This window comes from Pseudomonas sp. Fl5BN2 (assembly GCF_009908205.1).
Lineage (GTDB): Bacteria > Pseudomonadota > Gammaproteobacteria > Pseudomonadales > Pseudomonadaceae > Aquipseudomonas.
The window spans coordinates 172,447-195,611 of sequence record NZ_JAAARL010000012.1 but is presented as its reverse complement, the minus strand read 5'-3'; the positions used below and the strand labels follow the sequence as shown (position 1 = coordinate 195,611).

At 59.9% G+C, this 23,165-nt stretch carries 21 protein-coding genes and 3 pseudogenes; 11 read left to right on the top strand and 13 right to left on the bottom strand.

Annotated elements, in window-relative coordinates; translation table 11 throughout:
- Nucleotides 1-21: 21 nt before the first annotated feature.
- Both GV819_RS18550 and GV819_RS18545 read right to left on the bottom strand, forming a co-directional pair.
- Complete coding sequence (locus GV819_RS18550) at nucleotides 22-708, bottom strand: hypothetical protein (RefSeq protein WP_161757496.1); 687 nt, start codon at nucleotides 706-708, stop codon at nucleotides 22-24.
- Nucleotides 708-1,673 (bottom strand): hypothetical protein, encoded by a 966-nt coding sequence (locus GV819_RS18545; RefSeq protein ID WP_161757495.1) that lies wholly within the window; start codon nucleotides 1,671-1,673, stop codon nucleotides 708-710. Before GV819_RS18545 ends, GV819_RS18550 begins: the two co-directional genes overlap by 1 nt.
- Before the next feature lie 450 nt (nucleotides 1,674-2,123).
- Between GV819_RS18545 and GV819_RS18540 the strand changes: the two genes are divergently transcribed.
- The 5 genes and pseudogenes from GV819_RS18540 to GV819_RS18520 all read left to right on the top strand — a co-directional run bounded on the left by GV819_RS18540 (nucleotide 2,124) and on the right by GV819_RS18520 (nucleotide 6,815).
- On the top strand, nucleotides 2,124-3,314 hold the full coding sequence (locus GV819_RS18540; RefSeq protein WP_161757494.1) for an ABC-three component system protein: 1,191 nt from the start codon (nucleotides 2,124-2,126) through the stop codon (nucleotides 3,312-3,314).
- A complete protein-coding gene (locus tag GV819_RS18535; protein WP_161757493.1) occupies nucleotides 3,311-3,814 on the top strand; it encodes a three component ABC system middle component in 504 nt (167 codons plus the stop codon). Before GV819_RS18540 ends, GV819_RS18535 begins: the two co-directional genes overlap by 4 nt.
- On the top strand, nucleotides 3,798-5,780 hold the full coding sequence (locus GV819_RS18530; protein ID WP_161757492.1) for a DUF3732 domain-containing protein: 1,983 nt from the start codon (nucleotides 3,798-3,800) through the stop codon (nucleotides 5,778-5,780). The genes GV819_RS18535 and GV819_RS18530 overlap by 17 nt, the downstream gene beginning before the upstream one ends.
- Before the next feature lie 85 nt (nucleotides 5,781-5,865).
- A pseudogene (locus GV819_RS18525) lies at nucleotides 5,866-5,994 on the top strand (DNA/RNA helicase domain-containing protein); the annotation flags it as partial.
- A gap of 443 nt (nucleotides 5,995-6,437) precedes the next feature.
- The gene (locus tag GV819_RS18520) at nucleotides 6,438-6,815 is read left to right on the top strand and encodes a DUF6124 family protein (protein ID WP_161757491.1); all 378 of its coding nucleotides are present in this window, start codon (nucleotides 6,438-6,440) and stop codon (nucleotides 6,813-6,815) included.
- Nucleotides 6,816-6,938: 123 nt separating this feature from the next.
- Here the strand turns inward: GV819_RS18520 and GV819_RS18515 are convergent.
- Nucleotides 6,939-7,673, bottom strand: a pseudogene (locus tag GV819_RS18515) (LTA synthase family protein); the annotation flags it as partial.
- Here GV819_RS18515 and GV819_RS18510 point away from each other — a divergent pair.
- From GV819_RS18510 to GV819_RS33270, 4 genes and pseudogenes are all read left to right on the top strand, one after another.
- Nucleotides 7,656-7,880, top strand: a pseudogene (locus tag GV819_RS18510) (ATP-binding protein); the annotation flags it as partial. The pseudogenes GV819_RS18515 and GV819_RS18510 sit on opposite strands and share 18 nt — an antisense overlap.
- Nucleotides 7,881-8,133: 253 nt before the next feature.
- Nucleotides 8,134-8,619, top strand: coding sequence for a hypothetical protein (locus tag GV819_RS18505; protein ID WP_256667533.1), 486 nt, complete (start codon nucleotides 8,134-8,136; stop codon nucleotides 8,617-8,619).
- Nucleotides 8,620-8,711: 92 nt separating this feature from the next.
- Nucleotides 8,712-9,743, top strand: a complete 1,032-nt coding sequence (locus GV819_RS18500) for a hypothetical protein (protein ID WP_161757489.1) — start codon at nucleotides 8,712-8,714, stop codon at nucleotides 9,741-9,743.
- Between the two features lie 419 nt (nucleotides 9,744-10,162).
- Nucleotides 10,163-10,435, top strand: a complete 273-nt coding sequence (locus tag GV819_RS33270; protein WP_256667532.1) for a hypothetical protein — start codon at nucleotides 10,163-10,165, stop codon at nucleotides 10,433-10,435.
- A gap of 222 nt (nucleotides 10,436-10,657) precedes the next feature.
- On the opposite strand, the gene GV819_RS18490 is transcribed toward GV819_RS33270, so the two are convergent.
- The 10 genes from GV819_RS18490 to GV819_RS18445 form a co-directional block, all read right to left on the bottom strand.
- Nucleotides 10,658-11,863 (bottom strand): benzoate/H(+) symporter BenE family transporter, encoded by a 1,206-nt coding sequence (locus GV819_RS18490; protein WP_161757488.1) that lies wholly within the window; start codon nucleotides 11,861-11,863, stop codon nucleotides 10,658-10,660.
- 63 nt (nucleotides 11,864-11,926) lie between these two features.
- Nucleotides 11,927-13,252 carry an MFS transporter gene (locus GV819_RS18485; protein ID WP_161757487.1) on the bottom strand — a complete coding sequence of 442 codons (1,326 nt, stop codon included), beginning with the start codon at nucleotides 13,250-13,252 and terminating at the stop codon, nucleotides 11,927-11,929.
- 198 nt (nucleotides 13,253-13,450) lie between these two features.
- Nucleotides 13,451-14,224 carry a 1,6-dihydroxycyclohexa-2,4-diene-1-carboxylate dehydrogenase gene (locus GV819_RS18480; RefSeq protein ID WP_161757486.1) on the bottom strand — a complete coding sequence of 258 codons (774 nt, stop codon included), beginning with the start codon at nucleotides 14,222-14,224 and terminating at the stop codon, nucleotides 13,451-13,453.
- 251 nt (nucleotides 14,225-14,475) lie between these two features.
- Nucleotides 14,476-15,489, bottom strand: coding sequence for a benzoate 1,2-dioxygenase electron transfer component BenC (gene benC, locus GV819_RS18475; RefSeq protein WP_161757485.1), 1,014 nt, complete (start codon nucleotides 15,487-15,489; stop codon nucleotides 14,476-14,478).
- 10 nt (nucleotides 15,490-15,499) lie between these two features.
- The gene (gene benB, locus GV819_RS18470) at nucleotides 15,500-15,988 is read right to left on the bottom strand and encodes a benzoate 1,2-dioxygenase small subunit (protein WP_161757484.1); all 489 of its coding nucleotides are present in this window, start codon (nucleotides 15,986-15,988) and stop codon (nucleotides 15,500-15,502) included.
- Entirely contained in the window at nucleotides 15,985-17,349 is a 1,365-nt protein-coding gene (gene benA, locus GV819_RS18465; RefSeq protein ID WP_161757483.1) for a benzoate 1,2-dioxygenase large subunit, read from the bottom strand. Before benA ends, benB begins: the two co-directional genes overlap by 4 nt.
- 645 nt (nucleotides 17,350-17,994) lie before the next feature.
- Nucleotides 17,995-18,951, bottom strand: a complete 957-nt coding sequence (locus GV819_RS18460) for an AraC family transcriptional regulator (RefSeq protein WP_161757482.1) — start codon at nucleotides 18,949-18,951, stop codon at nucleotides 17,995-17,997.
- 153 nt (nucleotides 18,952-19,104) lie between these two features.
- Nucleotides 19,105-20,034 (bottom strand): catechol 1,2-dioxygenase, encoded by a 930-nt coding sequence (gene catA / locus GV819_RS18455; protein ID WP_161757481.1) that lies wholly within the window; start codon nucleotides 20,032-20,034, stop codon nucleotides 19,105-19,107.
- A 52-nt stretch (nucleotides 20,035-20,086) separates the two neighbouring features.
- On the bottom strand, nucleotides 20,087-20,377 hold the full coding sequence (gene catC / locus GV819_RS18450; RefSeq protein ID WP_011062149.1) for a muconolactone Delta-isomerase: 291 nt from the start codon (nucleotides 20,375-20,377) through the stop codon (nucleotides 20,087-20,089).
- A 10-nt stretch (nucleotides 20,378-20,387) separates the two neighbouring features.
- Nucleotides 20,388-21,536, bottom strand: a complete 1,149-nt coding sequence (locus tag GV819_RS18445) for a muconate cycloisomerase family protein (protein WP_178124922.1) — start codon at nucleotides 21,534-21,536, stop codon at nucleotides 20,388-20,390.
- A gap of 125 nt (nucleotides 21,537-21,661) precedes the next feature.
- Between GV819_RS18445 and GV819_RS18440 the strand changes: the two genes are divergently transcribed.
- Nucleotides 21,662-22,570, top strand: a complete 909-nt coding sequence (locus tag GV819_RS18440) for a LysR family transcriptional regulator (RefSeq protein ID WP_161757479.1) — start codon at nucleotides 21,662-21,664, stop codon at nucleotides 22,568-22,570.
- 136 nt (nucleotides 22,571-22,706) lie between these two features.
- Entirely contained in the window at nucleotides 22,707-23,144 is a 438-nt protein-coding gene (locus GV819_RS18435) for an RDD family protein (RefSeq protein WP_161757478.1), read from the top strand.
- Nucleotides 23,145-23,165 lie beyond the last annotated feature (21 nt).

The window sequence follows — 23,165 nt, the reverse complement described above, 5'->3', positions numbered from 1 at the left end:
AAGGGCGCCAACCAACGGTCCTCAAGGCAACGGTGCAAAGCTCCCACCGCCCTCATTCCAGCGAAACCCCGGAAACGTGCAGTCCTTGAAAGCAATTCGCAGTTGCTCCCCCTCACCCTGCAACTGCAAGGTATCCACCCCCTGATTCGGGCAGCCCGGTGCCGCGATCGCCAGGCTCACCAACAACTTGCCGGTGGCCTTGTCCATCACCTCCACCGTCGTGATCCACCGATCACTGCCCGGCATCGGCACCTGGAAATACCAGCGTTTGGTGGAAGCGCTCTGCAACAACGTGGTGACCGGCTGCGGCCACGAACGATCTGAATCCACCAGGCCCACCAGCTTCAGCGCAATCGGCAAAGTCTTGCCCGTGCGATAACTGGTCCAGGTGCCGCGCACCTGCTCCTGCTGGCGGTAGTTCATCAAGTCATTGAACTGCAAACGCGCCACCGGCAAACCCTGTCCGTCCAGCTCATCCATGGCCAGCACCTTGTTGCTGAAGTTGAAGGTCGGCTTGAGACGAATCGGCGTGCGATAGCGCTGATAGGCATAGGTACCCTGGTACACCGCGTTCTGGCTGCCCAGGGTCAAGACAATCGCCTGCTTGCCCAGCGTCCCCTCATACACCCCATGAGACGCCTGCGCCGGCAACAGCCACAACGCCAACACCAGCACCGCCAACCCCCGAGCAACATCAAACCCGCGCATCAGAAACGCTCCTCGCCCGACGACAGATATTCCAAACGCTCAGGAGTGATCACCCGGTAATAATCCCAACGCTGAGTGCGCTTGTCGTAATTGACAAAGTCCTGCTTGCTGAACTCCATCTGACCACTGGGGGAAAAGCGCAACGTACCGTCCACCGCGAACTGCTCCAACTGCGGATGGCGCAGGTATTCCCGGCCCTCCCGGTGGTACAGGTAATACTGAACCGGCGTGCACCCCACACGGCCATCGGCTTCACCCACGCGATAGCCCATGACCTGGAAATCCATCCGCGCTTCATCATGAAAATGCCCGAAGGTCAGCGTCCTGGTGCCGACCGACGACATGCACCACTGCCCACTGATCTCCTGCACCCGCCGCCCCGTTACACGGCTCATCACCCGGATACTGTCCACCCGGGCAATCTCCTCCCCGGCCTTGCGCGCGGCATGCACGGTGAAATAGAAATCTCGATCGAACACCGGCTGCAATAACTCCCCCTCAAACGCCTCCCGCTGACTGCCACCAAAGCGCGTCACCCGCTGCAACTGCAACGGCTGCTGCGTGCCCGTGCGCAAATCCACCAGACTGCCCTGCAGCGCCTCTGCCCCCTCGGCGAACGGCTGCAACGACACGGCTGCTGCGGGGAGGGTTGGGTTGTCCATGATGTTGATCAAGAGCCCAGAGCCGGGATGGAAGGGGGTGGATTCCAAGGCCATTGGCAGGCGCTCGGAGTCAGAAAACCAATAGCCGGACATGCCGCCGTATTGGGAGTCGTAGGTTAGGGCCAGTTCAACCGGGGTGTCGCCGAGGGTGCCGCGGTAGGTGGTGGTGGGGTTGGCTTGGGCGGTTGGGGTGATTAGCACGATGCCGAGCAAGAGTGCTGGGATCAGGCGGAACAGGAGGTGTTGCAGGTGACGCTGTTTGCCAGCCCTTGTTTGCTTACGACTGCCAATGGGCTGGGTCATGCCTGCGCTCCTTGCGGTGGGGAAAAGGGGCGCAGGATAGCAAAGAAGGTTGGGGTAGATGTGCGGGATGGGTTAATGGTAATTGAAACACGGAGGGCGGAAGGCAACACTGATCAATTGCAGCTATGGTCGAAGCCTACGTTGAAACTATAGCTAAGTACGACTCTGGCACTAGAAGCGTCAGAATGGGCACACTCCTGAATGACTTAGGCTTGGAGTAAGAACGACGTTGTGGCTGTATGAAATACCCGCTCACAAGACTAGAGCTGGCACCCACTTAAATATAAGGGCCTGCCATATCGTGGCTTTACGAGGCTGGCTAGATGACTTGGCCGAATGGATACGCTGATAGTAGCCACACGACATCATTACGGGGTAAATTCACTACCTCTGCGGATTGGATTCCGCGCCACTGATTGCTAACAGCGAACAATGCCGAGAGAAGGAACTATGAATAGCAATGCAAGCGCAAGCGCGGCGGGCTTTGGCTTCCAGTATGAGCGAGCACTACACAGGATTTTTCATAGCACTCACACAGAGACGCGCTTTGGCATTGAAACAGCTGACGATGTTGAAGAGCAGATACCTCTCTCCATTGGGACAAAAGCAATTCGAGAGCAGGATAAGCTGACTACCGGCGTGAACCATTCGCTCCAGGACAGTAGCAAGAACGTCTGGAACACATTTCGAAACTGGCTCAATGGACTGGCGGTCGCAAAAAATGAATTCGCTTCTCTTGAATTCGTACTTGTGACAAACCGCATTGTGCCCGAGGGAACGCTGGTCAGTACTCTCTCAAATGCTAGCTGCCCTAACTCGGTGACCAAGGCAATCGAAGCTTTGCGCCAGCATGCACATAGTATGTCCGGTTCAGTCGCAGAAATAGCCGCAGAAGTGACTAGTTTCAGTGATGAAGACCTCGCCTTTGTCATCACTCGCTTCCACGTCGCCGACGCCATGGATGACGAGACTCTCAAAGAGGCCATCTACGCAGCCCTTCAGTTTCCAGACGGGCTTGATCATTGTCACGAGACTATTTATCAAAGTTTGTTGGGGCAACTTTTCGCCGAATGCCAGGCCTCGTGGAAAAAAAGCATTCCCTTCTGGACAACCTCAAAACCTTTCTTCACCCGAAAACACATGCTATTTGAAAAATTCTTTGAGGAAGCTTGGAAGCCACTGACTCAAGAGCAGACTGACTTCATACAATTGATTGACGAGTACGAAGCACTAGAACTTCCATTCATAGAACAGCTTAAAAAAATAAAACTCCCACAAAGACCTATCCAGGCTGAGTTGGGCCATTACTGGGCTGCTTACTCCGAACGAACTCGACTGTTAAATTCCAATCGTATACTCCCGAGCAACCTGTGCGAGGTTGAATCAGAGCTGAGTGATCGGTGGAAGGCAAACTGCGATGCTCAAAGTATCAGATCAGGCAAAGAACCTGAAAATTTTGGAGAAGAAGACTTTAGGGAGATTTTCTTGCAAACATCTACCCCACCCACGTTCTCCCTGACCATTGGCCGTGTCAAATCAAATTTCCGCTATTTGTTTATGGGCATATACCACCACCAGGCAAATGGTGTCGACACTGACTATCCAATTCATTGGCACCAGACTCAGGAGTGTGATGAGTGAATGCCCTGTATATGGATCGACACCTGATCCACAACAGCTCTCTTGCCTGTTTCTTACTTGCTTATTTCATATACGAATACGAATATTCAGGAAGCGATCATCCTATTGACCTGCCCAAACTTTTATTGTTACTCCCTATTATCTGGAGTCCATCTAGCAGTGCAGCGCTCTCTAAGAAATACACTAGCTCTGCTATAGATAGCGTTCTTCGTGACTCTCCGGTTCTGAAGATTGATCTAGAACGTCGCGTTCAGGAGTACACCGCCTCAACTCTACAGGGACTGAACCTCGCAATTGCAAGCAAACTGGTAGAAAAATGGTCAGGCGAAGACGGTGATGTATTCACAAGCCTTATTACCCGATGGCCGAAGGGCACAAAAACGTCGATACCTGCTGAGATGCTCAAAACTACCAAACAGCTGTCCAGTTGGTTAGCTAGCGTCTCAACGCCTCAAATCTATAAATTGCTATTCGGGATCCCCAATGAAATTCGAGATTAATGCAGTATTACTGTGGCCTCAGAATCAGGCAAACCCTATCAGGGAAATAAAGTTTGAACCTGGAAAAATCAACATACTTCATGGTCTGAGCGGCACTGGCAAGTCATCGATTGTTCACATCATTGACTACGCACTCGGCTCAAGTAAGTGCCAGATCCCAATTGGATTCATCAGAAACAAAGTCGAATGGTTCGGACTAAAAATTACTATTCACCACGAAACCTGGCTTGTCGCGAGAAGAACTCCAGGGGCAAAACAAACATCCAGCGACTACTATCTCGCACGTTATATCGGAGTGCTACCAGAAATTTTGCCTTGCAACTTAAATGTGACGGCGTTTAAGGAAAAATTCAACAGTCTGGTCAGGGTAAGCGATCTACCACACTCGGATGAAGATCAGCCATCCAAACTGGACAGCAGAAGTTCTTTCCGGGACATGGCGGCCTTCAACTATTTGCCCCAGCACATCGTTGCAAACCCAAATACTTTGTTTTTCAAAACCGATTCGTGGACGCACAAGGAGCGCCTTACTCGAGCAATGCCTTACGCTCTAGGCATCGTGAATGCCGACTACGTAATGACTGAGCGTCGACGTGAAGAGGCGGCTAAAGAGAGGGAAGCTCTCCAAAAGGAACTTACCGTTCTTGAACGCACAAAAAATAATTGGAATCACGAAGTAAATAAGATGCTACACAACTGCATCGAAATTGGTTTGTTAGCCACCCAAGTACCCGAAGCCATTGAAAGCAAAATCTCCCTATTACGATCCGTGGTTGATGCCTATAACGAGAACAGACTCGAACACACACTCTTACAGCCCAATCGCCTGCACGCAAACCAAACTTTTGAGACCGCCCTAGCTAAAGAAGTTGCTCAGCAGGAAATAGTAGAAAACCTCGCTACCGACATCAGCGGGTACAGCAGCCTTTCCCAAAGCAGCAAAAAATTCGTTGATGCTATCGATATTGAAAGATCGCACGTAATCGGTCTTGACTGGCTAAAAAAGAACATTCAGCCGAAAGGAGAGTGTGTGGCATGCGGCTCAACCACGTCAGTTCTTCCCGCAGTCATCCAAAACCTTGAGGCAAAGGTCAATAAGATCACTCAGATATCCGATGTGCTACAGGAAAACCCTGTGGTCGATAACCGACTTTCCAGTCTAAAGCGCAAGCTGTCCGCAGAAGAGAAAACGTTATCCAAACTGCGCACTGAAAAGAATGAAATCCTGGCCAGGGATGAAAAGCTAAAAAGCGCGATCGGCCAGATTTATTTTCTCGCAGGCAATATATCTGGACTACTTAAACGCATCGGCCCAACTTCCGTCGATGCTAAAATCCTAGCGCGCCTGAAGGAGTTAGATAAGATCATCCGGGACTTCGACAACACACTCAGCTTGACGGATCGTACCGAGCAAGAACGTAGGGTCGATCACACAATTGGAGAGTTGATTGGTGACTATGCTGATGCCTTCGGAGGTCTAGAGGCTCCAGAAGGATCGCAAATCAAACTCGATAGAAAAGAATTGACGCTCCGTTTTGACAGCCATGGGAATCGAAAAGATTATCTGTGGGAAGTTGGTAGCGGCGCCAACTGGATGGGGTATCACATTGCAGCGTTCCTCGCAATCCACGAGTACCTGTCGCTTGAACAAAATACGCACTTGCCGCCCTTCAGTTTCCTAGTGGTCGACCAGCCAAGCCAAGTGTATTTCCCAAGCAGCAACAGCGGCGATAACAGCCTTGACGACGATGTTCAGGAGCTGAAGAAAAAACGCCCTACAGACGTTCTTGCAACTCAGCGAATTTTCAAAGTCTTATCAGAAGGATTAACGCGCTCGAAGTTTCATCTCCAGATCATTGTTCTGGAACACGCAGGCAAAGAGATCTGGAAAGACATCCCACTCACCCATTCCGTGGAGAATTGGAACGTCAAAGGAGATGGTCTAATTCCAGCATCCTGGATTTGACTGACACAACTCCTAACGACTTTCAAATAATGCTGACTGTAGCCCGCTTCCCGCGCCGGCAGTCAGCATGCCCAGGGAATCGTAACTCATCATCAAGAACACCTACCGGACCTTGATGACCCGAGGAATGAAGGGCTGCTACCTGTACTGTACCGACTCAGAGATGGCGCCATATTTTGCCAACCGACTGGCAGAGGGCGAGTCAGCTTTGTAGGTGCCGTTAGTCACGTTTCCAATTCCGGTGATGGCGTACTCAATCCAGCCATCACTGGAAGGCTAGCGAAGACTAAACACTGTCCTCTCTGCCCTTCAGGAGCCATATTCACCACCCAATTCACAACTCCACGTAAGGCTAGTCCCTTTCTATTGAGCGACTTTTCCTAGAGAATCCCACCCGCTTGCGCCTGATACTCCGGCTGGCTAGGCTCGGTTCATCACTGCATATCAGTGATCGGGTTTAGCAGCTCGAAACATCACATTGGGCGCATCGACGTCACCTGTTGGCAGAATTTTTCTTCTGCTTTTTATGGTGGCTGTGCGCAGGGCACCTTCGGGTGCGCCGGTTTCCAATGTGACCGGTCTGCTAACCTGCGTACAGCTGCCACTCCTTCGTTTAGCAGCGATAGCTGGCAGCTCCATTCACATTGGAGATGCACCATGAAAAAGCTCGTTCCCGATCCGCCCCTGTCCTTGCCCGGACAATTCAGAAACACCGAGCACGATATCGATACTCAGCGCATTCGCTTGGCCTTGGCGGCGAGTAACGCTGAGAGTTCGATCCTCAATAGCCTGAAAGACACCGTGCCTACGTCCGTAGGTCATCAATCCATGTTTAATGTCCGCCCCGGCATCAATGCTGAAGAAGCGTTGGTGCATGTGTCGTTGCTGCTGGACTGCGCGGTACAGGTCAGCGATGAAATTACCGAGCGCGCCAGCGGTGTGGAGCGTGGGTTGATTTGGTCGATGATTCATTCGGTGGAAATGGCTAGAGCGGTGGTGGATTCGTTGCTGGATGCCAATAAGCCAGCGGGCTAAACAATCAGAAGTACGAGAAAGAAGAGCACGGGGTAAAGGCCGATTTACCCCGTGTCTTTTAGGCCGCCTTCGCTGGCAAGCCAGCTCCTACACGGGCCGGCGTCAACCGATGGCTGTGCGGTGTCACCGCACATTCCGATACAACATCAACCGCGCCCCCTCATGCATCCCCCGCGTCAATTCCAGCAACCGCTCAAACTCTTGCGGATGCTCCTGCGCCACATCCTCACGCGGGGTGTTTGACGCTAGGTCATGCAAGGTCGCGCCACTGCCGTCGTGCTGCATCTGCAACAAAAAATCCTTGGTCACGCCGCCAATCACTGGAAAGGACCCTTCCCTCAATACCAGCAGCACCACGCGCTCGCCTTCCGGTGCGGGCTGTTGAATATCCCGCCCCATGGCGCCATTGGTGAAGGGCATCCCTGCCATGCCGGCTACGGTGGGTAGCAGGTCGGCGAGGCCGACGGCTTCTTCGATCACCTTGGGCTGCAGCATCCCCGGCGCATGAATCAGCAGCGGTACGTTGTTGCTTTCCAGCCCTAGCTGTTCAAACGCAGGAGCCATGTGGGGGATCTGGCTGATGCGGGTGTTGTGGTCGCCGAAGAACACGAAAATCGTGTTGTCGTAGTAGCCACCCGCCTTAGCGATGTCCAGCAGGCGGCCGATGTTGAAGTCCAGCAGGCGTACGGCGTTGTATTGCTCCAGGCTGCGGGAGCCTGCGGCCTGGACTTGTTCCAGGGGCAGGTTCTGAGTTTGGAAGCCGTCGTTGTCCTTGGGGATGGTGAACGGGCGGTGGTTGCCGGAGGTTTGCAGGTAGGCGAAGAAGGGTTGGTCCTGGGGGATGGCGCGACGCAGCTGTGCGTGGAAGATGCCGGGCCCGGTATCGACGAGCAGCAGCGCGAGCGCTTGCTGGAGCGTTTCTACAGCCAGGGCAACGCCAATGGCGCCGGGCTGGGGCTGGCGATTGTGCAGATGATTGTTGGCAAGATCGGTGGCCGCCTGGAACTGCGCAATCGGCCTGAGGGTGGGTTGTGCGCGCTGTTGCGGCTGGGGTCGGCGCTTTAGTCGGCGGCGCGCAGGGACTATTCTGTGCGCCGCTCGGGAAAAGGGGGTGATATTGCGGGCCTCTTCGCTGGCAAGCCAGCTCCTACACGGGCCCGCCATCACAATCGCTGCATCCCCGTAGGAGCCGGCTTGCCGGCGAAGGCGATCTTGCGGCCCGATTCGCCAGCAACATGAAATGACCATCAGGGAGACACACATGGCCATGCCGGAACGGCTGAAACCAACACCACCGACGCCGAAAATACGCGCGTTGATGAAGGCCTTGCTCAAGCAGATCCTCGACACGATCTGGGACAACCAGGAACGGGAAAGCCCCGCGATCAGCGCGCTGATCCAGCAATGGAACTGCCACGCCGGACGGCCTTTCGAGTTCCACGAATTTCGCGATATGCACAGCCATACCAGCGCGGCGAACTTTCTGCGTACGGCCTTTCATCGAGAGAAGTACGTAGAGGATTTGAGCTTCGAAGAGGCCTGCGCCCTGACGGATTTCATCTGCAAGTGCGAGGGCACGGAGTCGGACGTGGACTACGCCTTGAGTCTGCTGGAAACCAACTTCCCCGAGGCCAATGCCTCGGACCTGATCTTCTGGCCCAACGAATGGTTTGGCGATCCGGACATGCTGCACGTGGAAATCAGCTCGCCAGAGATAGTCGCTTACCTGATGGCGAAATCCTCGCGGCCATTGGCCGATGCCCCGCTGATCACTCTGCCCTACGCCCTTCCCCAAGAAGGCTAGGCGCGCTGCGGGCTGTTCAGGGCCGGGGCATCAGCCGTCGCGAGGTTTCAGCTATGATGCGCGCCCGTCAGACAACTGGAAGTCCGATCCCCATGCTCAAGCCCTTGTCCATTCTGGCCCTGGCCGGCATTTCAGCTTACGCCAGCGCCGCGTCCACCGACCTCGCCGGGGTGTGGCAAGGCACCCTGGGAAAATCGGCGATTACCGCCTGTTTCAACGCTGCCCCCAACAGCAACGGCAGCTACTACTACCAGCGTTTTGTCACGCCGATCCAGCTGACTCAGGCCCAGGCCGGCGAGCCCTGGGTCGAGGACCGCAAGACTGGCTTCTGGCAGCTCGATGCGCCCCAGGGCGATCGCCTCAGCGGCACCTGGAGTAAGGCTCCGGGCGCTGCGCCGTTACCCTTGGCACTGACCCGCATCAGTACCGAAGGCTGTGGCGGCGACGCCTATAACGGGCCCATGGAGGCTGCGCCGCTGGCGCTCAAGGTGGTGAACAAAAGCTTCGGCGAACACCGCTACCAGCTCAGGACCCAAGGCGCCCAGGTCAGCCTCCGACTGGAGGGTGACAGCCCGGCGCTGAAGAACATCAACCGGCAGCTGGAGCGCCTGGCGATCAGCCCCGAGGGCCAGGAGGAGTTTTTCAGCGAGCGCCGCGAATACCTGGGCCGCAACGGCTCCGGCTACACCAGCGAAATCACGGTCGAGCCCCACTATTGGTCGTCACAGTGGATCACCGTCAGGTTCTATCGCTGGGCCGCCGGTACCGGACGCAATGGCATCAGCTGGGGCCTGCACAGCTGGAACCTTAAGACCGGCGAAAGCGTCGATCCCTGGACCTGGCTAGGCGGCCGCCAGCAGTGGTACGACGCCTACTCCGGCCAGGTGAAACTGGCCCCCGGCTTCGCCATGTGGCTCGAAAAGCAGACCACCAAGGACGCCGACTGCCCGGCCGTCAGCAGCTATTCGAACTACGACCTGAGCTTCAACACCCAGGGCCTGCAACTCTCGACCCCCGCCTACGGTGACAGTTGCGACAATGAGCTGAGTTTCACCTGGGAACAGCTGGCGCCGGTGCTGTCGCCACAAGGCAAGGCGGCATTGGCCAGTTTGAAGTTGCCTTAGCGGCTGCCAGGCCAACGCTGAAAAAAACCGGCATCACTCACGCGATGCACACTGAAAGGGGGCTGATCGTTGCAGACGCCGTGCAGATTGAACGCTGGATCGACAGTGACGCCCCAGGTGAGGGGAAGGAACGATAATAATCGTCAAGTGTAAAAAGGCAGCCCCCTCACGGACGCTTCCGTCGGCAAGCCGGTATCGACAAGAAATGACTATCAGGGAGAAGGACATGCCCATCCCGGACCGGATGAAACCCCTACGCCCAACGCCAAAAAAGTGCGCGTTGATGAAGGCGCTACTGAGCGACATTCTGGACAAGACCTGGGACAACCAGGAACGAGAAAGTCCCGAGATCAGCGCGCTGATCCAGCAGTGGAGCAGCCACGCTAACCGCCGCTTTTGAGTTCCACGAATTTCGCGTTATGCACAGCCACACCGATGCGCAGAACTTTATCCGCACGGCGTTTCACCAGGAAAAGTACGTCGACGATCTAAGCTTCGAAGCAGCCTGTGCGCTGACAGAATTCATCTGCAAGTGCGAGGGCACAGAATCGGATGTGGGCTACGCCCTGGGGCTGCTGGAGACCAACTTCGCGGATGCCAATGCCTCGGACCTGATCTTCTGGCCCGAGGAGTGGTTTGGCGATCCAGACATGCTGCACGTGGATATGAGCACAGCAGAGATCGTCGCTTAGCTGATGGCCAAATCATCGCGGCCATTGGCCGATGCTCCGCCGATCACCCTGCCCCCTATGCCATTCCCCTGCACACCTGAAAAGCGTGGTGGCCGAAGAGGTCAACCGCGATGTCACGGCGAGCCGCCGGGTCGCCGAAACCTTGAGCGCCCAGGCCGACGAGTCGGCCCAGGTCAGCAACCCGCTTAATCAACTCGCCAGCCAGTAGCTGCGATTGGTGGATCAGTTCCGGCCCTGAGCGACTTCGCCAACCCTGACTGGCGCTCGGCGCCAACTGAGCACCGCGTGGGCCGCAAGACCAAAGATCAGCCCCCAGAACGCCGCCGACAAGCCAAACAAAGACATACCCGAGGCGCTAACCAGGAAGGTGATCAGCGCGGCTTCGCGATCAGCCGGCACGGCCATGGCATGGGTCAGTGAACCACCAATCGCGGCAAACAGCGCCAGCCCCGCCAGGGCCGCGATCAGCTCTCGGGGAAAGGCGCTGAACAGCGAGACCAGGGTCGCGCCGAAGATCCCCAGCAGCAGGTAGAACACCCCGCCCATGACTCCGGCGACATAACGTTTGTCCGGGTCTTGATGGGACTCGCGGCCGGTGCAGATGGCTGCGGTGATCGCCGCGAGGTTCAGGCCGTGGCAGCCGAACGGGGCCAGCAACAGGCTGGCCAGGCCGCTGCTGGCGAGGATCGGGCTGGCTGGCGTCGAGTAGCCGTCATTGCGCAGTACGGCGATGCCCGGCACGAATTGCCCGGTCAAGGCCACCACTACCAGCGGCAAGGCGACGTTGAACACTGCGTGCCAACTGAAGGCCGGAGTGATCCAGTGGGGCGCGGCCAGGCCGATGACCAGGGCCGAGCGGTCGATCTCGCCGCTGCCCAGGGACAGCACGCAGCCCACCAGCAGCACCGCCAGGACCGCGTAGCGTGGCCACAGGCGCTTGAACAGCAGGTAGGTGGCGAACATTGCTCCCACCAGCAGCGGCTTGTCCTGGATCGAGCGGAACAATTGGGTGCCGAAGCTGAACAGGATACCCGCCAGCATTGCCGCGGAAATCGCCGCTGGCAGTCTGCCGATGAGTTTGTCAAAGATGCCGCACAGGCCCACCAGCACAATGATCGCGCTGGCCACCAGGTAGGCGCCCACCGCCTCGTTCAGGCCGATGCCCGGCAGCAGCCCCACCAGCAGCGCCGAACCCGGCGCCGACCAGGCAATCACCACCGGCACCTTGAAGCGCAGGCTGAGGACGATGCCCAGTACCCCGCTGCCGATGGAGATGGCCCAGACCCAGGACGACAGCACCTCCTGGGGCAGGCCCGCCGCCTTGGCGGCCTGGAACACGATCACCAGGGGGCCGGCGTAGGAGATCAAGGTGGCTATAAAACCGGCCACCACGGCGGACAGGGAAAAGTCCTTGAACAGGCTGTGCATGCTCGCTCCGAAAGCTGATAAGTGAGCACCGGCATGAGCGCCGGCGCTGCGTCCATTCAATCGCTAGGCGCTGGCAGCCAGTGGCAGCACCTTGGGCTCGCGTGAGTAAACGAAGCACATGGCCAGGGCCGCCACGGCGCCGGGAACGGCGAAGGCCATGAAGTTGTAGTGCAACGGCAACTCGATACCCACCAGTGCCCCGCCGAGGAGCGGCCCGACAATCGCGCCGCTGCGGCCCACGCCCGAAGCCCAGCCCAAGCCGGTGGAGCGCATGGCCATCGGATAGAACTGGGCGACACAGGCATAGGCGAGGATCTGCGTGCCGATAGTGCTGGCGCCCGCGACCGCAATCAACAGATACAGCACCAGGATCGGGCTCTTGAAGCCCAGCAGGCTGATGGACAGCGCCGCGATCAGGAAGAACCCCACCAGGACCTTGTGCAGCGCCAGGCGGTCGCCGATCCAGCCGCCGCCCACGGCGCCGAAAATCGCCCCGAAGTTCAGTACCAGCAGGAACGTCAGGCTCGAACCCAGGCCATAACCGGCGCTGGTCATCAGCTTGGGCAGCCAGGAGTTCAAGGCATAGACCATCAGCAAGCAGCAAAAAAACGCGACCCAGAGCATCAGCGTGCTCAGCGCACGGCCTTGGCGAAACAATTGCAGCACCGGCGCACCGGCGGCCTGGGGCAAGGCCTGGACAAAGCGATCACCCGCCTGCGGGACAAAACCCGGCTCGATGCGCTGTAGAACTTCGCGGGCTTCCTGCTCACGCCCCTGGCGCAGCATGAAGCCCACCGATTCCGGCAAGTACTTGAGGATCAGCGGCAACAGCAGCAAGGGAATCGCCGCCACATAAAACACCGACTGCCAGCCGAAGTTCGGCAGCAGCACAATGCCCAGCCCGGCCGAGAGCATGCCGCCCACCGAGTAGCCGCTGAACATGATCGCCACCAGGGTGCTGCGGATCTTCTTCGGCGCGTACTCGCTCATCAGCGCCACCACATTGGGCATCACTCCGCCGATGCCCAGGCCGGCGATAAAGCGGCACAGGCCGAACTCCGTGGGGTTGCGGGCAAAGCCGTTGAGCACGGTGAAGCCGCTGAACAGGATCACGCAGACGGCGATGACTCTCTTGCGTCCGATACGGTCCGACAGCGAACCAAAAAACAGCGCGCCGAGCATCATGCCGAACAGTGCGTAGCTGCCCAGGGCCCCGGCCTGCAGCGGGGTCAGTCCCCACTCACGCATCAGCACCGGCAGCACCACGCCGTAGATCACCAGGTCGTAGCCGTCGAAGATGATGATCAGCGCGCACCAGAACAGCACGCGCCAGTGGAAAGGGTTGAAGCGGGCCTCATCGATCAAGGTGTTGCAATCTATATTGCGCATGGCATCTGACTCTTATTGTTGTTGTTTTAGAAATCGCATTCGCACGGTGTGCCGGTAGAACCTACTCCAGGGGCATGACCCAGGGATTACCCTGCCAGTCAGCGCGACGCAGCCGGGCCGCGCACGGATTCGACCTGCCGGCTCGCTCTGCTGTTGGCCTGACTGAGCCTGTGCCCGTGGCGGTTAATCAATGCACCCTCAGCCCTGATCTCCTCCGCCCACCGGCATCACCATCCCAGTGATGTAGGAAGCCTCATCGGAAGCCAGGAACAGAATCGCTGCGGCCTGTTCATCGACGCTGCCGTAGCGTTTCATCAGGCTGCTGTCGAGGGTCTGGTCGACGATCTGCTGGTACCAGACTTTTTCCTCTGCGCTCTGCTCCGCGCTGTTGCGCGGGATGCGCCGCGGCGGCGCTTCGGTGCCGCCGGGAGCGGTGGCGTTGACCCGCACTCCACGCCCGGCGGTTTCGAACGCCAGGCAGGCGGTAAGTGCATTGACCCCACCCTTGGCGGCGCCATAGGGCACGCGGTTGAGGCTGCGGGTGGCGATGGACGAGACATTGACGATAGCGCCGCTGCCCTGCTCCAGCATGTAGGGCAAGGCGGCGTGGCAGCACCACAGGGTCGGGAACAGCGAGCGGCGCACTTCGGCCTCGATCTGCTCGGCCTCGTAGTGCTCGAAAGGCTTGGCCCAGATGGTGCCGCCGACGTTGTTGATGAGGATGTCGAGGCGGCCGAAGTGGGCGATGGCCGCCGCCATGATCCGGCTGCATTCGGGGTACTGCTCCAGGTCGGCAGTGAGGGCCAGCACCGGGTACTGCGGACTGAGTTCGGCGACCAGTTCGAAGACCAGTTCCGAGCGGTCCACCAGCACCACCCGGGCGCCTTCTTCGGCCAGGCGTTCGGCAACGCGACGGCCGATGCCTTGGGCGGCGCCGGTAACCAGGGCGACTTGATTGTGGAAACGGTTCATGCAGACCTCGTGAGTGCAAAAGGATGGCAAGGACGCTGCTCAACGTAGGAGCCGGCTTGCCGGCGAAGAGGCCCTTGAGCCTTGCAGCGCTCTTGGAGACGCCTTCGCTGGCAAGCCAGCTCCTACAACGCTATGCCTTGCCGTACGGGATTCCGTAGGAGCCGGCTTGCCGGCGAAGTGGCCCTTGAGCCTTGCAGCGCTCTTGGAGACGCCTTCGCTGGCAAGCCAGCTCCTACAGCGCGAGGCGTTCTTCAGGCGGCGCTGGCGGCGAATTTTTCGAAGTAGAAGTTCGCCGGGACGATGCCCTGCTCGCGGATGTACCGGCTCACCGCTTCGACCATCGGCGGCGGGCCGCACAGGTAGACATCGACATCACCCTGGTTCAAGTGCGCCGGCTCGATGTGCTGGGTCACGTAGCCCTTGCGCGGGTACTGGCTCTCGGGGCTGGCCACGCAGGCGCTGAAGCTGAAGTGGGGGATGCGCGCAGCAAAGTCCTCCAGGCGATCCAGCTCCACCAGATCGAAGTCGTTGGTCACGCCATAAATCAAATGCAGCGGGTGTTCACTGCCCTGCTCGGCAATTTTCTCCAGCATGGCGGTGAACGGCGCCAGCCCGGTACCGCCAGCCAGTAACAGCAAGGGCCGGCGGATGTCCCGCAAGTAGAAGCTGCCCAAGGGGCCGGCCAGGGTCATGCTGTCGCCGGCCAAGGCCCGCCCGGTGAGGAAGCTGCTCATCAGCCCGCCAGGCACGTTGCGAATAAGGAAGCTGACCTCGCCATCGCGCTGCAGCGAGCTGAAGGAATAGGCCCGGGTCTGCCCGCTGCCGGGCACCCCGAGGTTGACGTACTGCCCCGGCAGGAACGCCAGCCGGCTCAGGGCCTCGCCCTTGATCGACAAGGCAATGGTGCTGTCGGAGAGTTGCTGCAGGCGGCTGATCTGCGCGTCGAAGCTGGCCTGCCCGGCGCGACATACCGCAGAAGAAGCAGGCACCCGCACCACGCAGTCGCTCAAGGCGCGCATCTGGCAGGTGAGGACAAAACCCTGCTCGGCTTCGTCGGCGCTCAGGGCGTCTTCGATGTAGTCCTCGCCCAGCTCGTAACGCCCGGCTTCGGCAAAGCACTTGCAGGTGCCGCAAGCGCCGTCGCGGCAGTCCAGGGGGATGTTGATGCCCTGGCGGTAGGCGGCGTCGGCCACGGTTTCACCGGCATTGGCGCTGACGAAACGGGTCACGCCGTCTTCGAAATTGAGTGCGATTTGATGGCTCATGGCAGTCGCCTCAGAGGTGGTAGATATCGACGACCTGGCGAACGTAGTCGTTCTTCAGGATGACTTTCTTGGCCTGGATCAGCGGGTTTTCCCCCCGCATGTCCAGGGTGTAGAAACTGCTGCCGAAGTAGCTGTCCACGGTCTTGTAGCGAAAGCTCAGGGTGTGCCAGTTGAAGCGCAGCTTGCAGCAGCCGTCGCCGTGTTCCAGCAACTCGATATTGCTCAGGTTGTGCGAGGTGCGGGTGTCGGGAATGCTGGCGCTGGAGCGCTCGGTCTTGATCCGGAACACCCGGTCTTCCAGGCCGCTGCGGTTGCCGTACCAGATCAGCGAGATTTCCCGCTGCGGGTCTTCGGTCAACTGGTCGCTGTCGTCCCAGGAAGGCATCCAGAAGGTGGCGTCCGGGGCGTAGAGCTCCAGCCAGCTGTCCCAGTCCTTGTCGTCCAGGTAGCGTGCTTCGCGATAGAGGAAATCCCGTACGGCGTCGTAGGAAATATTCATTGCACAGCCTCCACGTCAATCCGGCGTGAGGCTTCAAGCTCCAGCGCCGCGAGCATGGTCTGCTGCCAGTACTTGTGCTGCATCACGAACAGCCCTTCGTCCTCGGTGCGCACGCCGCTGAGGAGCGGATGCAGGTCGATTTCCCTGGCCGCCTCATCAGCGCCCTCGACCCAGTGCTCGGCACCGCGAGACATGTCGTTCCACGCCGTGGTGCTGCCCTGGTAGCCCATCTGGCAGGAGCGGAACTCCTCCAGGTCATCCGGGGTGGCCATGCCGCTGACGTTGAAGAAGTCTTCGTACTGGCGAATGCGCTGGGCCCGGGCTGCGTCACTCTCGCCCTTGGGGGCGATGCAGTAGATGGTGATTTCGGTGCGATCCACGGAAATCGGCCGGGCGATGCGGATCTGCGAGCTGAACTGGTCCATCAGGTAGACGTTGGGGTACAGGCACAGGTTGCGCGAGTTCTCGATCATCCAGTCGGCACGGGCCTGGCCGAAGTCCTGGGCCAATTCGTCGCGGCGCTCGTACAGCGGCCGGTCCTCGGGGTTGGACCAGCGGGTCCAGAGCAGCATGTGGCCCTTGTCGAAGGAGTAGAAACCACCGCCCTGCTTGGCCCAGCTGCCGGCGCTCATGGTGCGGATGTCTTCCCCGGCCTCGCGCTGCTTGCGCTGGTTCTGGGTCGCGGCGTAGTTCCAGTGCACCGAACTGACGTGGTAGCCATCGGCGCCGTTCTCCGCGGTGAGTTTCCAGTTGCCTTCGTAGATGTAGCTGGAGGAACCGCGCAGTACTTCCAGGCCGTCGGCGGACTGATCGACGATCATGTCGATGATCTTCGCCGACTCCCCCAGGTGCTCGGCCAGGGGCCGCACGTCGGGGTTGAGGCTGGCGAACAGGAAGCCGCGGTAAGACTCGAAACGCGCCACGCGGGTCAGGTCGTGGGAGCCTTCGCAGTTGAAGCTGGCCGGGTAGCCCGCGGCGGCCGGGTCCTTGACCTTGAGCAGCTTGCCAGAGTTGTTGAAGGTCCAGCCGTGGAATGGGCAGGTGAACGAGGCCTTGTTGCCGGTCTTGTGCCGGCAGAGCATGGCACCGCGATGGCTGCAGGCGTTGATAAAGGCGTTGAGTTCGCCGTTCTTGTTGCGGGCAATGAACACCGACTGGCGGCCCATGGTGGTGCTGTAGTAGTCGTTGGGGTTGGGGATCTGGCTTTCGTGGGCCAGGTACAGCCAGTTGCCCTCGAAGATGTGCTGCATCTCCAGATCGAACAGCCGGGGGTCGGTGAACATCTCGCGCTTGCAGCGGTAGACGCCCTGGTCGCGGTCTTCTTCAAGCAGGGAGTGCAGGTATTCGGGTCGCAGGGTCATGGCCACCGCCTCCATTGTTTTTGTTCAGGCAGCTCCATGCTAGGGCGGGGGTTGGGCGGGCAATAGCCGTTGCGTGCAGACCTGTATCCGTTTTCTGCAAAGGCCCCGACGGCGAACTGTGTAGGAGCCGGCTTGCCGGCGAAGAGGCCCTCAAGCCCTGCATCGCCCCCACGCGCGCCTTCGCTGGCAAGCCAGCTCCTACGGGCCGGATCTGAAATGGTCATGTGTAGGAGCCGGCTTGCCGGCGAAGAGGCCCTCAAGCCTTGCATCGCCCTCACGCGCGCCTTCGCTGGCAAGCCAGCTCCTACGGGCCGGATCTGAAATGGTCGTGTGTAGGAGCCGGCTTGCCGGCGAAGAGGCCCTCAAGCCTTGCATCGCCCTCACGCGCGCCTTCGCTGGCAAGCCAGCTCCTACAGGCCGGATCTGAAAGGGTCGTGTGTAGGAGCCGGCTTGCCGGCGAAGAGGCCCTCAGGCCTTGCATCGCCCCCACGCGCGCCTTCGCTGGCAAGCCAGCTCCTACGGGCCGGATCTGAAATGGTCGTGTGTAGGAGCCGGCTTGCCGGCGAAGAAGCCCTCAAGCCTTGCATCGCCCTCACGCACGCCTTCGCTGGCAAGCCAGCTCCTACAAGAGGCCGATGCCTGGGATCAGTGGCGACGCTTGAGGGTGTCGGAGGGCAGTTCGCCGAATTGCTGGCGGTAGCTCTGGGCGAAGCGACCCAGGTGCAGGAAGCCGAAATCCAGGGCCAGTTCGGTGACGTTGCGCACCGGGCTCTCAGGGTCGTTGAGGCAAGCGTGGACCCGTTGCAGTTTCTTCTGGCGGATGTAGTTTTTCGGCGTGGTGCCGGCGTTGCGCTCGAACAGGCCGTACAGCGAGCGCAGGCTCATGCGCGCCTGTTGCGCCAGCTCTGCGCAGCCGATGTCCTGCTTGAGATTGCGCTCGATGTAGTCGGCAATGCGTTCGAAGGTCGCCGCCGAAGCACCCAAGGCACCGCGCTGGACGTTGGTCTGCATCAGCCCCAGCAACTTGCTGACCAGGATCTGCGCGTAGTGCTCCTGGACCTTGGGCATGCTTTCCCGGGCTTCGGCTTCGCCGCACAGCAGGCTCAGCAACTGGATAAAGCCTTCCAGGTCCTGCAACTGGTAACGCTGCTGGAGAAAGCGCACGCCCTGCCCCGGGTACTGCCAGCGCTGTTCCTCGCATGCCGCTTCCAGCAGGCGGGTGGGGATCTTGATGATGAATTTTTCGCAGTCATCGGAATAGGTCAGGTCCACCGGATCGTCGGGGTTGATCAGCAGCAGTTCGCCGGGCGCGAAGTAGTGTTCCTCGCCCGGGCCGCGCCACAGGCAATGCCCGCGCAGCAGCACTTGCAGGTGGTAGATGCTTTCCAGCGCCGGCGAGGTAACGCGCACACTGCCGCCGTAACTGATGCTGCACAGGTCAAGGCTGGCCAGGGAACGGTGGTTGAGGCTGGCCTGGGGATGGCCGGCCCGCGGCAGGCGGATGCAGTGGCTGCCCACGTGCTGGTTGACGTAGCCGGACACGGCATAAGGATCGGCTTGGACAAACACGCTACTGCGCTCAGTCAACAGATGCATTTGCATAACCGGGTCACTCTGATTGTTCTTATAGGGGCGCATTTCACGGCACCAGCGCCGCCAATGCAGGCAGATCACGCAAGGCACAAACAACTCGCACACAACGGCAAAAGCCACGAGCCCCGAAGGGAGCCCGTGGCTCGGTGCAGCACGATGGGGTCAGGCCTCCAGGGCGCGCACCCGCTCGTGGCGTTGCTGCTCATCGGGTTGCGCCGAAGATTGCAGGGTGAAATCGAACTCGATCTCGGCAAAGCGTCCGCTGACGCCCAGAGCCTTGGCCCGGGCCTGGTCTTCGCTGAAGGTGATCTTGGCGATCAGTTCATCGCGGGTGGCGTAGGCAAAGTCGTCGTGCAGGTATTCATCGCCATCCAGGTTGATCTGGGTGGTCAGGTGGCGATGGTCGTCCGCCGAAATGAAGAAGTGGATGTGCGCCGGACGCTGGCCGTGACGACCCAGTTGATTGAGCAGTTGTTGAGTAGGACCGTCCGGTGGGCAGCCGTAGCCGGACGGCACGATGCTACGGAAACGGTAGCGGCCATCGGCGTCGGTGACAATGCGCCGGCGCAGGTTGAACTCCGACTGGGTGCCGTCGAAGTAGGAATAGGTGCCGCCGGTGTTGGCGTGCCAGACGTCGACGATGGCCCCGGCCAGGGGCTGGCCTGCGGTGTTGGTGACCTGGCCCTGCATGAACAGCACCACGCCCGGGTCGATGCCATCGTCGAGGCGCGCTTCGCTTTGGGACAGCGGCGCGCCGGCCACGTACAGAGGGCCTTCGATGGTACGCGGGGTGCCGCCGGTCTTGCCCACCTGCTCATCGGCGGCGTCCATCAGCAGGTCCAGGTAGTGCTCCAGGCCCAGGCCGGCGGCCAGCAATCCGGCTTCCTGGCGGGCACCGAGGACGTTGAGGTAGTTGACCGCCTTCCAGAACTCCTCCGGGGTCACTTCCAGGTCTTCGATGATGTTCACCGAGTCCCGCAGGATCCGGTAGATGATGGCCTTGGCCCGTGGGTTGCCGCCTTCAGTGAACTGGCCGCTGGCTTCTTCGAGAAACTGCTGGGCGCTGGCAGTGTGGGAAATACGCACGTTCATGATCGATCCTCATCTTGTATTTATTAGAGTGGCTAACGCTCTGGCAACGGACTCAGCGGTCATCCTCATGAATCGAGGAAGGATGCCTGCACATGGCGTCAACTTCGATAGCCATGTACGGATACAGCGGTAATTGCATCAGGGTGTCGTGCAGTTCCTGCACGCTGTCGACGTCGAACACGCTGTAGTTGGCGTACAGCCCGGCAATGCGCCACAGGTGACGCCACTTGCCCTCGGCCTGCAGGCGCTGGGCCAGGGCTTTCTCGTCGGCCTTGAGTTGCGCAGCGCGCTCGGGGTTCATGTCGACCGGCAGGTTCACGGTCATCTTGACGTGGAATAGCATGGTGCCCTCCTCAGGTGTGATGCAGCACGGGGGTGGTTTTGTCGCGACGGAAGAACGCCAGGCGCTCTTCGTCCAGGCTCAGGCCGAGGCCCGGCGCCCTTGAGACATGCAGGTGGAAATCCCGGTATACCGGCGGCTCGGCGAGGATGTCCTCGGTCAGCAGCAATGGGCCGAACAGTTCGGTGTCCCAGCTGAGTTTGTTCAGGGTCAGGAAAGCGTGGGCCGAAGCCAGGGTGCCGATGCCGCCTTCGAGCATGGTGCCGCCGTACAGGCCGATGCCCGCCGCTTCGGCAATCGCCGCGGTGCGCAGGGTGGCGCGAGGGCCGCCGTTCTTGGCGATCTTCAGGGCGAACACCGAAGCCGCACCTTCCCGGGCCAGGTTGAAGGCGTCTTCCACGCACTCAATGGATTCGTCAGCCATGATCGGTGCCGGGCTGATGGCGTTGAGGCGCACCATGCCGGCGCGGTTGTTGCGCGAGATCGGTTGCTCGATCAGGTCGATGCCATTACCGCCGAGAATCCGGCAAGCACGCAGCGCCACCGATTCGTCCCAGGCCTGGTTGACGTCGACCCGCACGCTGGCGCGGTCACCCAGGGCCTTCTTGATCGCAATCACGTGGGCCAGGTCGCGGTCCACTTCACCGGCGCCGATCTTCAGCTTGAAGATGCGGTGGCGGCGCAGGTCGAGCATCTGTTCTGCCTCAGCGATGTCCTTGGCGGTGTCGCCGCTGGCCAGGGTCCAGGCCACCGGCAAGGCATCGCGCACGCGGCCGCCCAGCAGTTCGCTGACCGGCAGCCCGAGGCGCTTGCCCTGGGCGTCGAGCAAGGCGCTTTCGATCCCGGACTTGGCGAAGGTATTGCCGCGGATGCTCTGCTCCAGACGCAGCATGGCGGCGTTGATGTTGCTGGCATCCTGGCCGACCAGCAGCGGCGCGAAGAAGCGATCGATATTGGTCTTGATGCTGTCCGGGCTTTCATTGCCATAGGCCAGGCCACCGATGGTGGTGGACTCCCCCAGGCCTTCGATGCCGTCGGCGCAGCGCAGGCGAATCAGCACCAGGGTCTGGTTCTGCATGGTGTGCATGGCCAGTTTGTGGGGGCGGATGGTCGGCAGATCGACGATGATCGTCTCGATCGATTCAATGGCAGAAGCGTGCATTTCCATACCCGTCAGGTTCTTGAAGTTCTACGATCGATTCTGTCCCGGCTTTTTACGGGGGGCCAATATAGAATTGGTCTGACTCGATACCTAATAGGTATTCAACTATCGTCCACGGAGGTCCCATGGAGCTGCGTCACCTGCGTTACTTCCAGGTGCTGGGAGAAACCCTTAATTTCACCCGTGCCGCCGAGCGCCTGCACATCGCCCAGCCCCCCCTGAGCCGGCAGATCCAGCAACTGGAAGACGAGTTGGGGGTGTTGCTGCTGGAACGTGCCCGGCCGCTGCGCCTGACCGCCGCCGGACGGTTTTTCTATGAGCACTCCAACCGGGTGCTGGAGCAGTTGGGCAAGGTCTGCGACAACACCCGGCGCATTGGCCTCGGGCACAAGACCTGGCTGGGCATCGGCTTTGCTCCGTCGACCCTATACGGGGTGCTGCCGCAACTGATCCGCCGCCTGCGCAGCAGCGAGACCCTGGAGCTGGAACTGGGGCTGTCGGAGATGACCACCTTGCAGCAGGTGGAAGCACTGAAGGCGGGACGCATCGACATCGGCTTCGGACGCATCCATATCGACGACCCGGCCATCGTGCAAAAGGTGCTGACCGAGGACCGGCTGGTGGCCGCCCTGCCCGCCGGGCATCCGTTGCTGGGGCAACCGGTGAGCCTTGAACAACTGGCCGCCGAGCCGTTCGTGCTCTATCCCGCCAACCCGCGCCCGAGCTATGCCGACCATGTGATCGCGCTGTTCGCCGGCCATGGCCTGCAATTGAAGGTGGCGCAGTGGACCAATGAACTGCAGACCGCCATCGGCCTGGTGGGCGCAGGCCTGGGCATCACCCTGGTGCCTGCCTCGGTGCAGGTGTTGCACCGCGACGACATTGGCTTCAGCCCACTGCTGGAGCCCAAGGCCACGTCACCGATCATCCTCAGCCGCCGGGTCGGCGAGCCGTCACCGGGCCTCACCCACTGCTTGCACCTGATCGCCCAGCTGCGCAGCGAGATCGGCCGCGAAGATTCTGCCAGCATCTGAAAGCACAACCTCCGGCCGCATCGAAACGCGGCCAAGTCGTGGCTGGTCGCTGGTAAATTGAAACTTGCCGCTGCCACCGGGTCTTTAGACCGTACAATACGCGGCTCAATACATGACGTAATTTGTGGAGCAGTACATGGAAGTATCGAGAACCGGCCTGATCACCCGGCGCATTCTGGCCTACCTGCTGGACAGCGCGCTGACGGTGCTGCTGTGGCTGGTCTTGAGCCTGGCTGTAGGCGGCTTCTACCATACGGACCTGGCCATGATGGCGATCTGGAACCTGTACTTCCTCCTCAGCGAATACCTGTTGCGCGGCCGCACGCTGGGCAAAACCCTGTGCGGCCTGCAGGTGATCAATGGCGTCGGCCAGGCGCCGTCACTGTTGCAGGTGCTGATCCGTTCGGCGACCCGCCAGATCGAGGCGGCCATCAGCCTTATCACCTTGCTGGTCTGCGCCAATTCGCGCCGCTGCCAACGCGTAGGCGATATGCTGGCGCGCACCTATGTCATCCCGCGCAAGGACCTGGCGCAGTTGCGTGGTTTATCGACACCTCTGCCCGTCCAGCCTTGAGCGTTTGGCATCACCTGTACC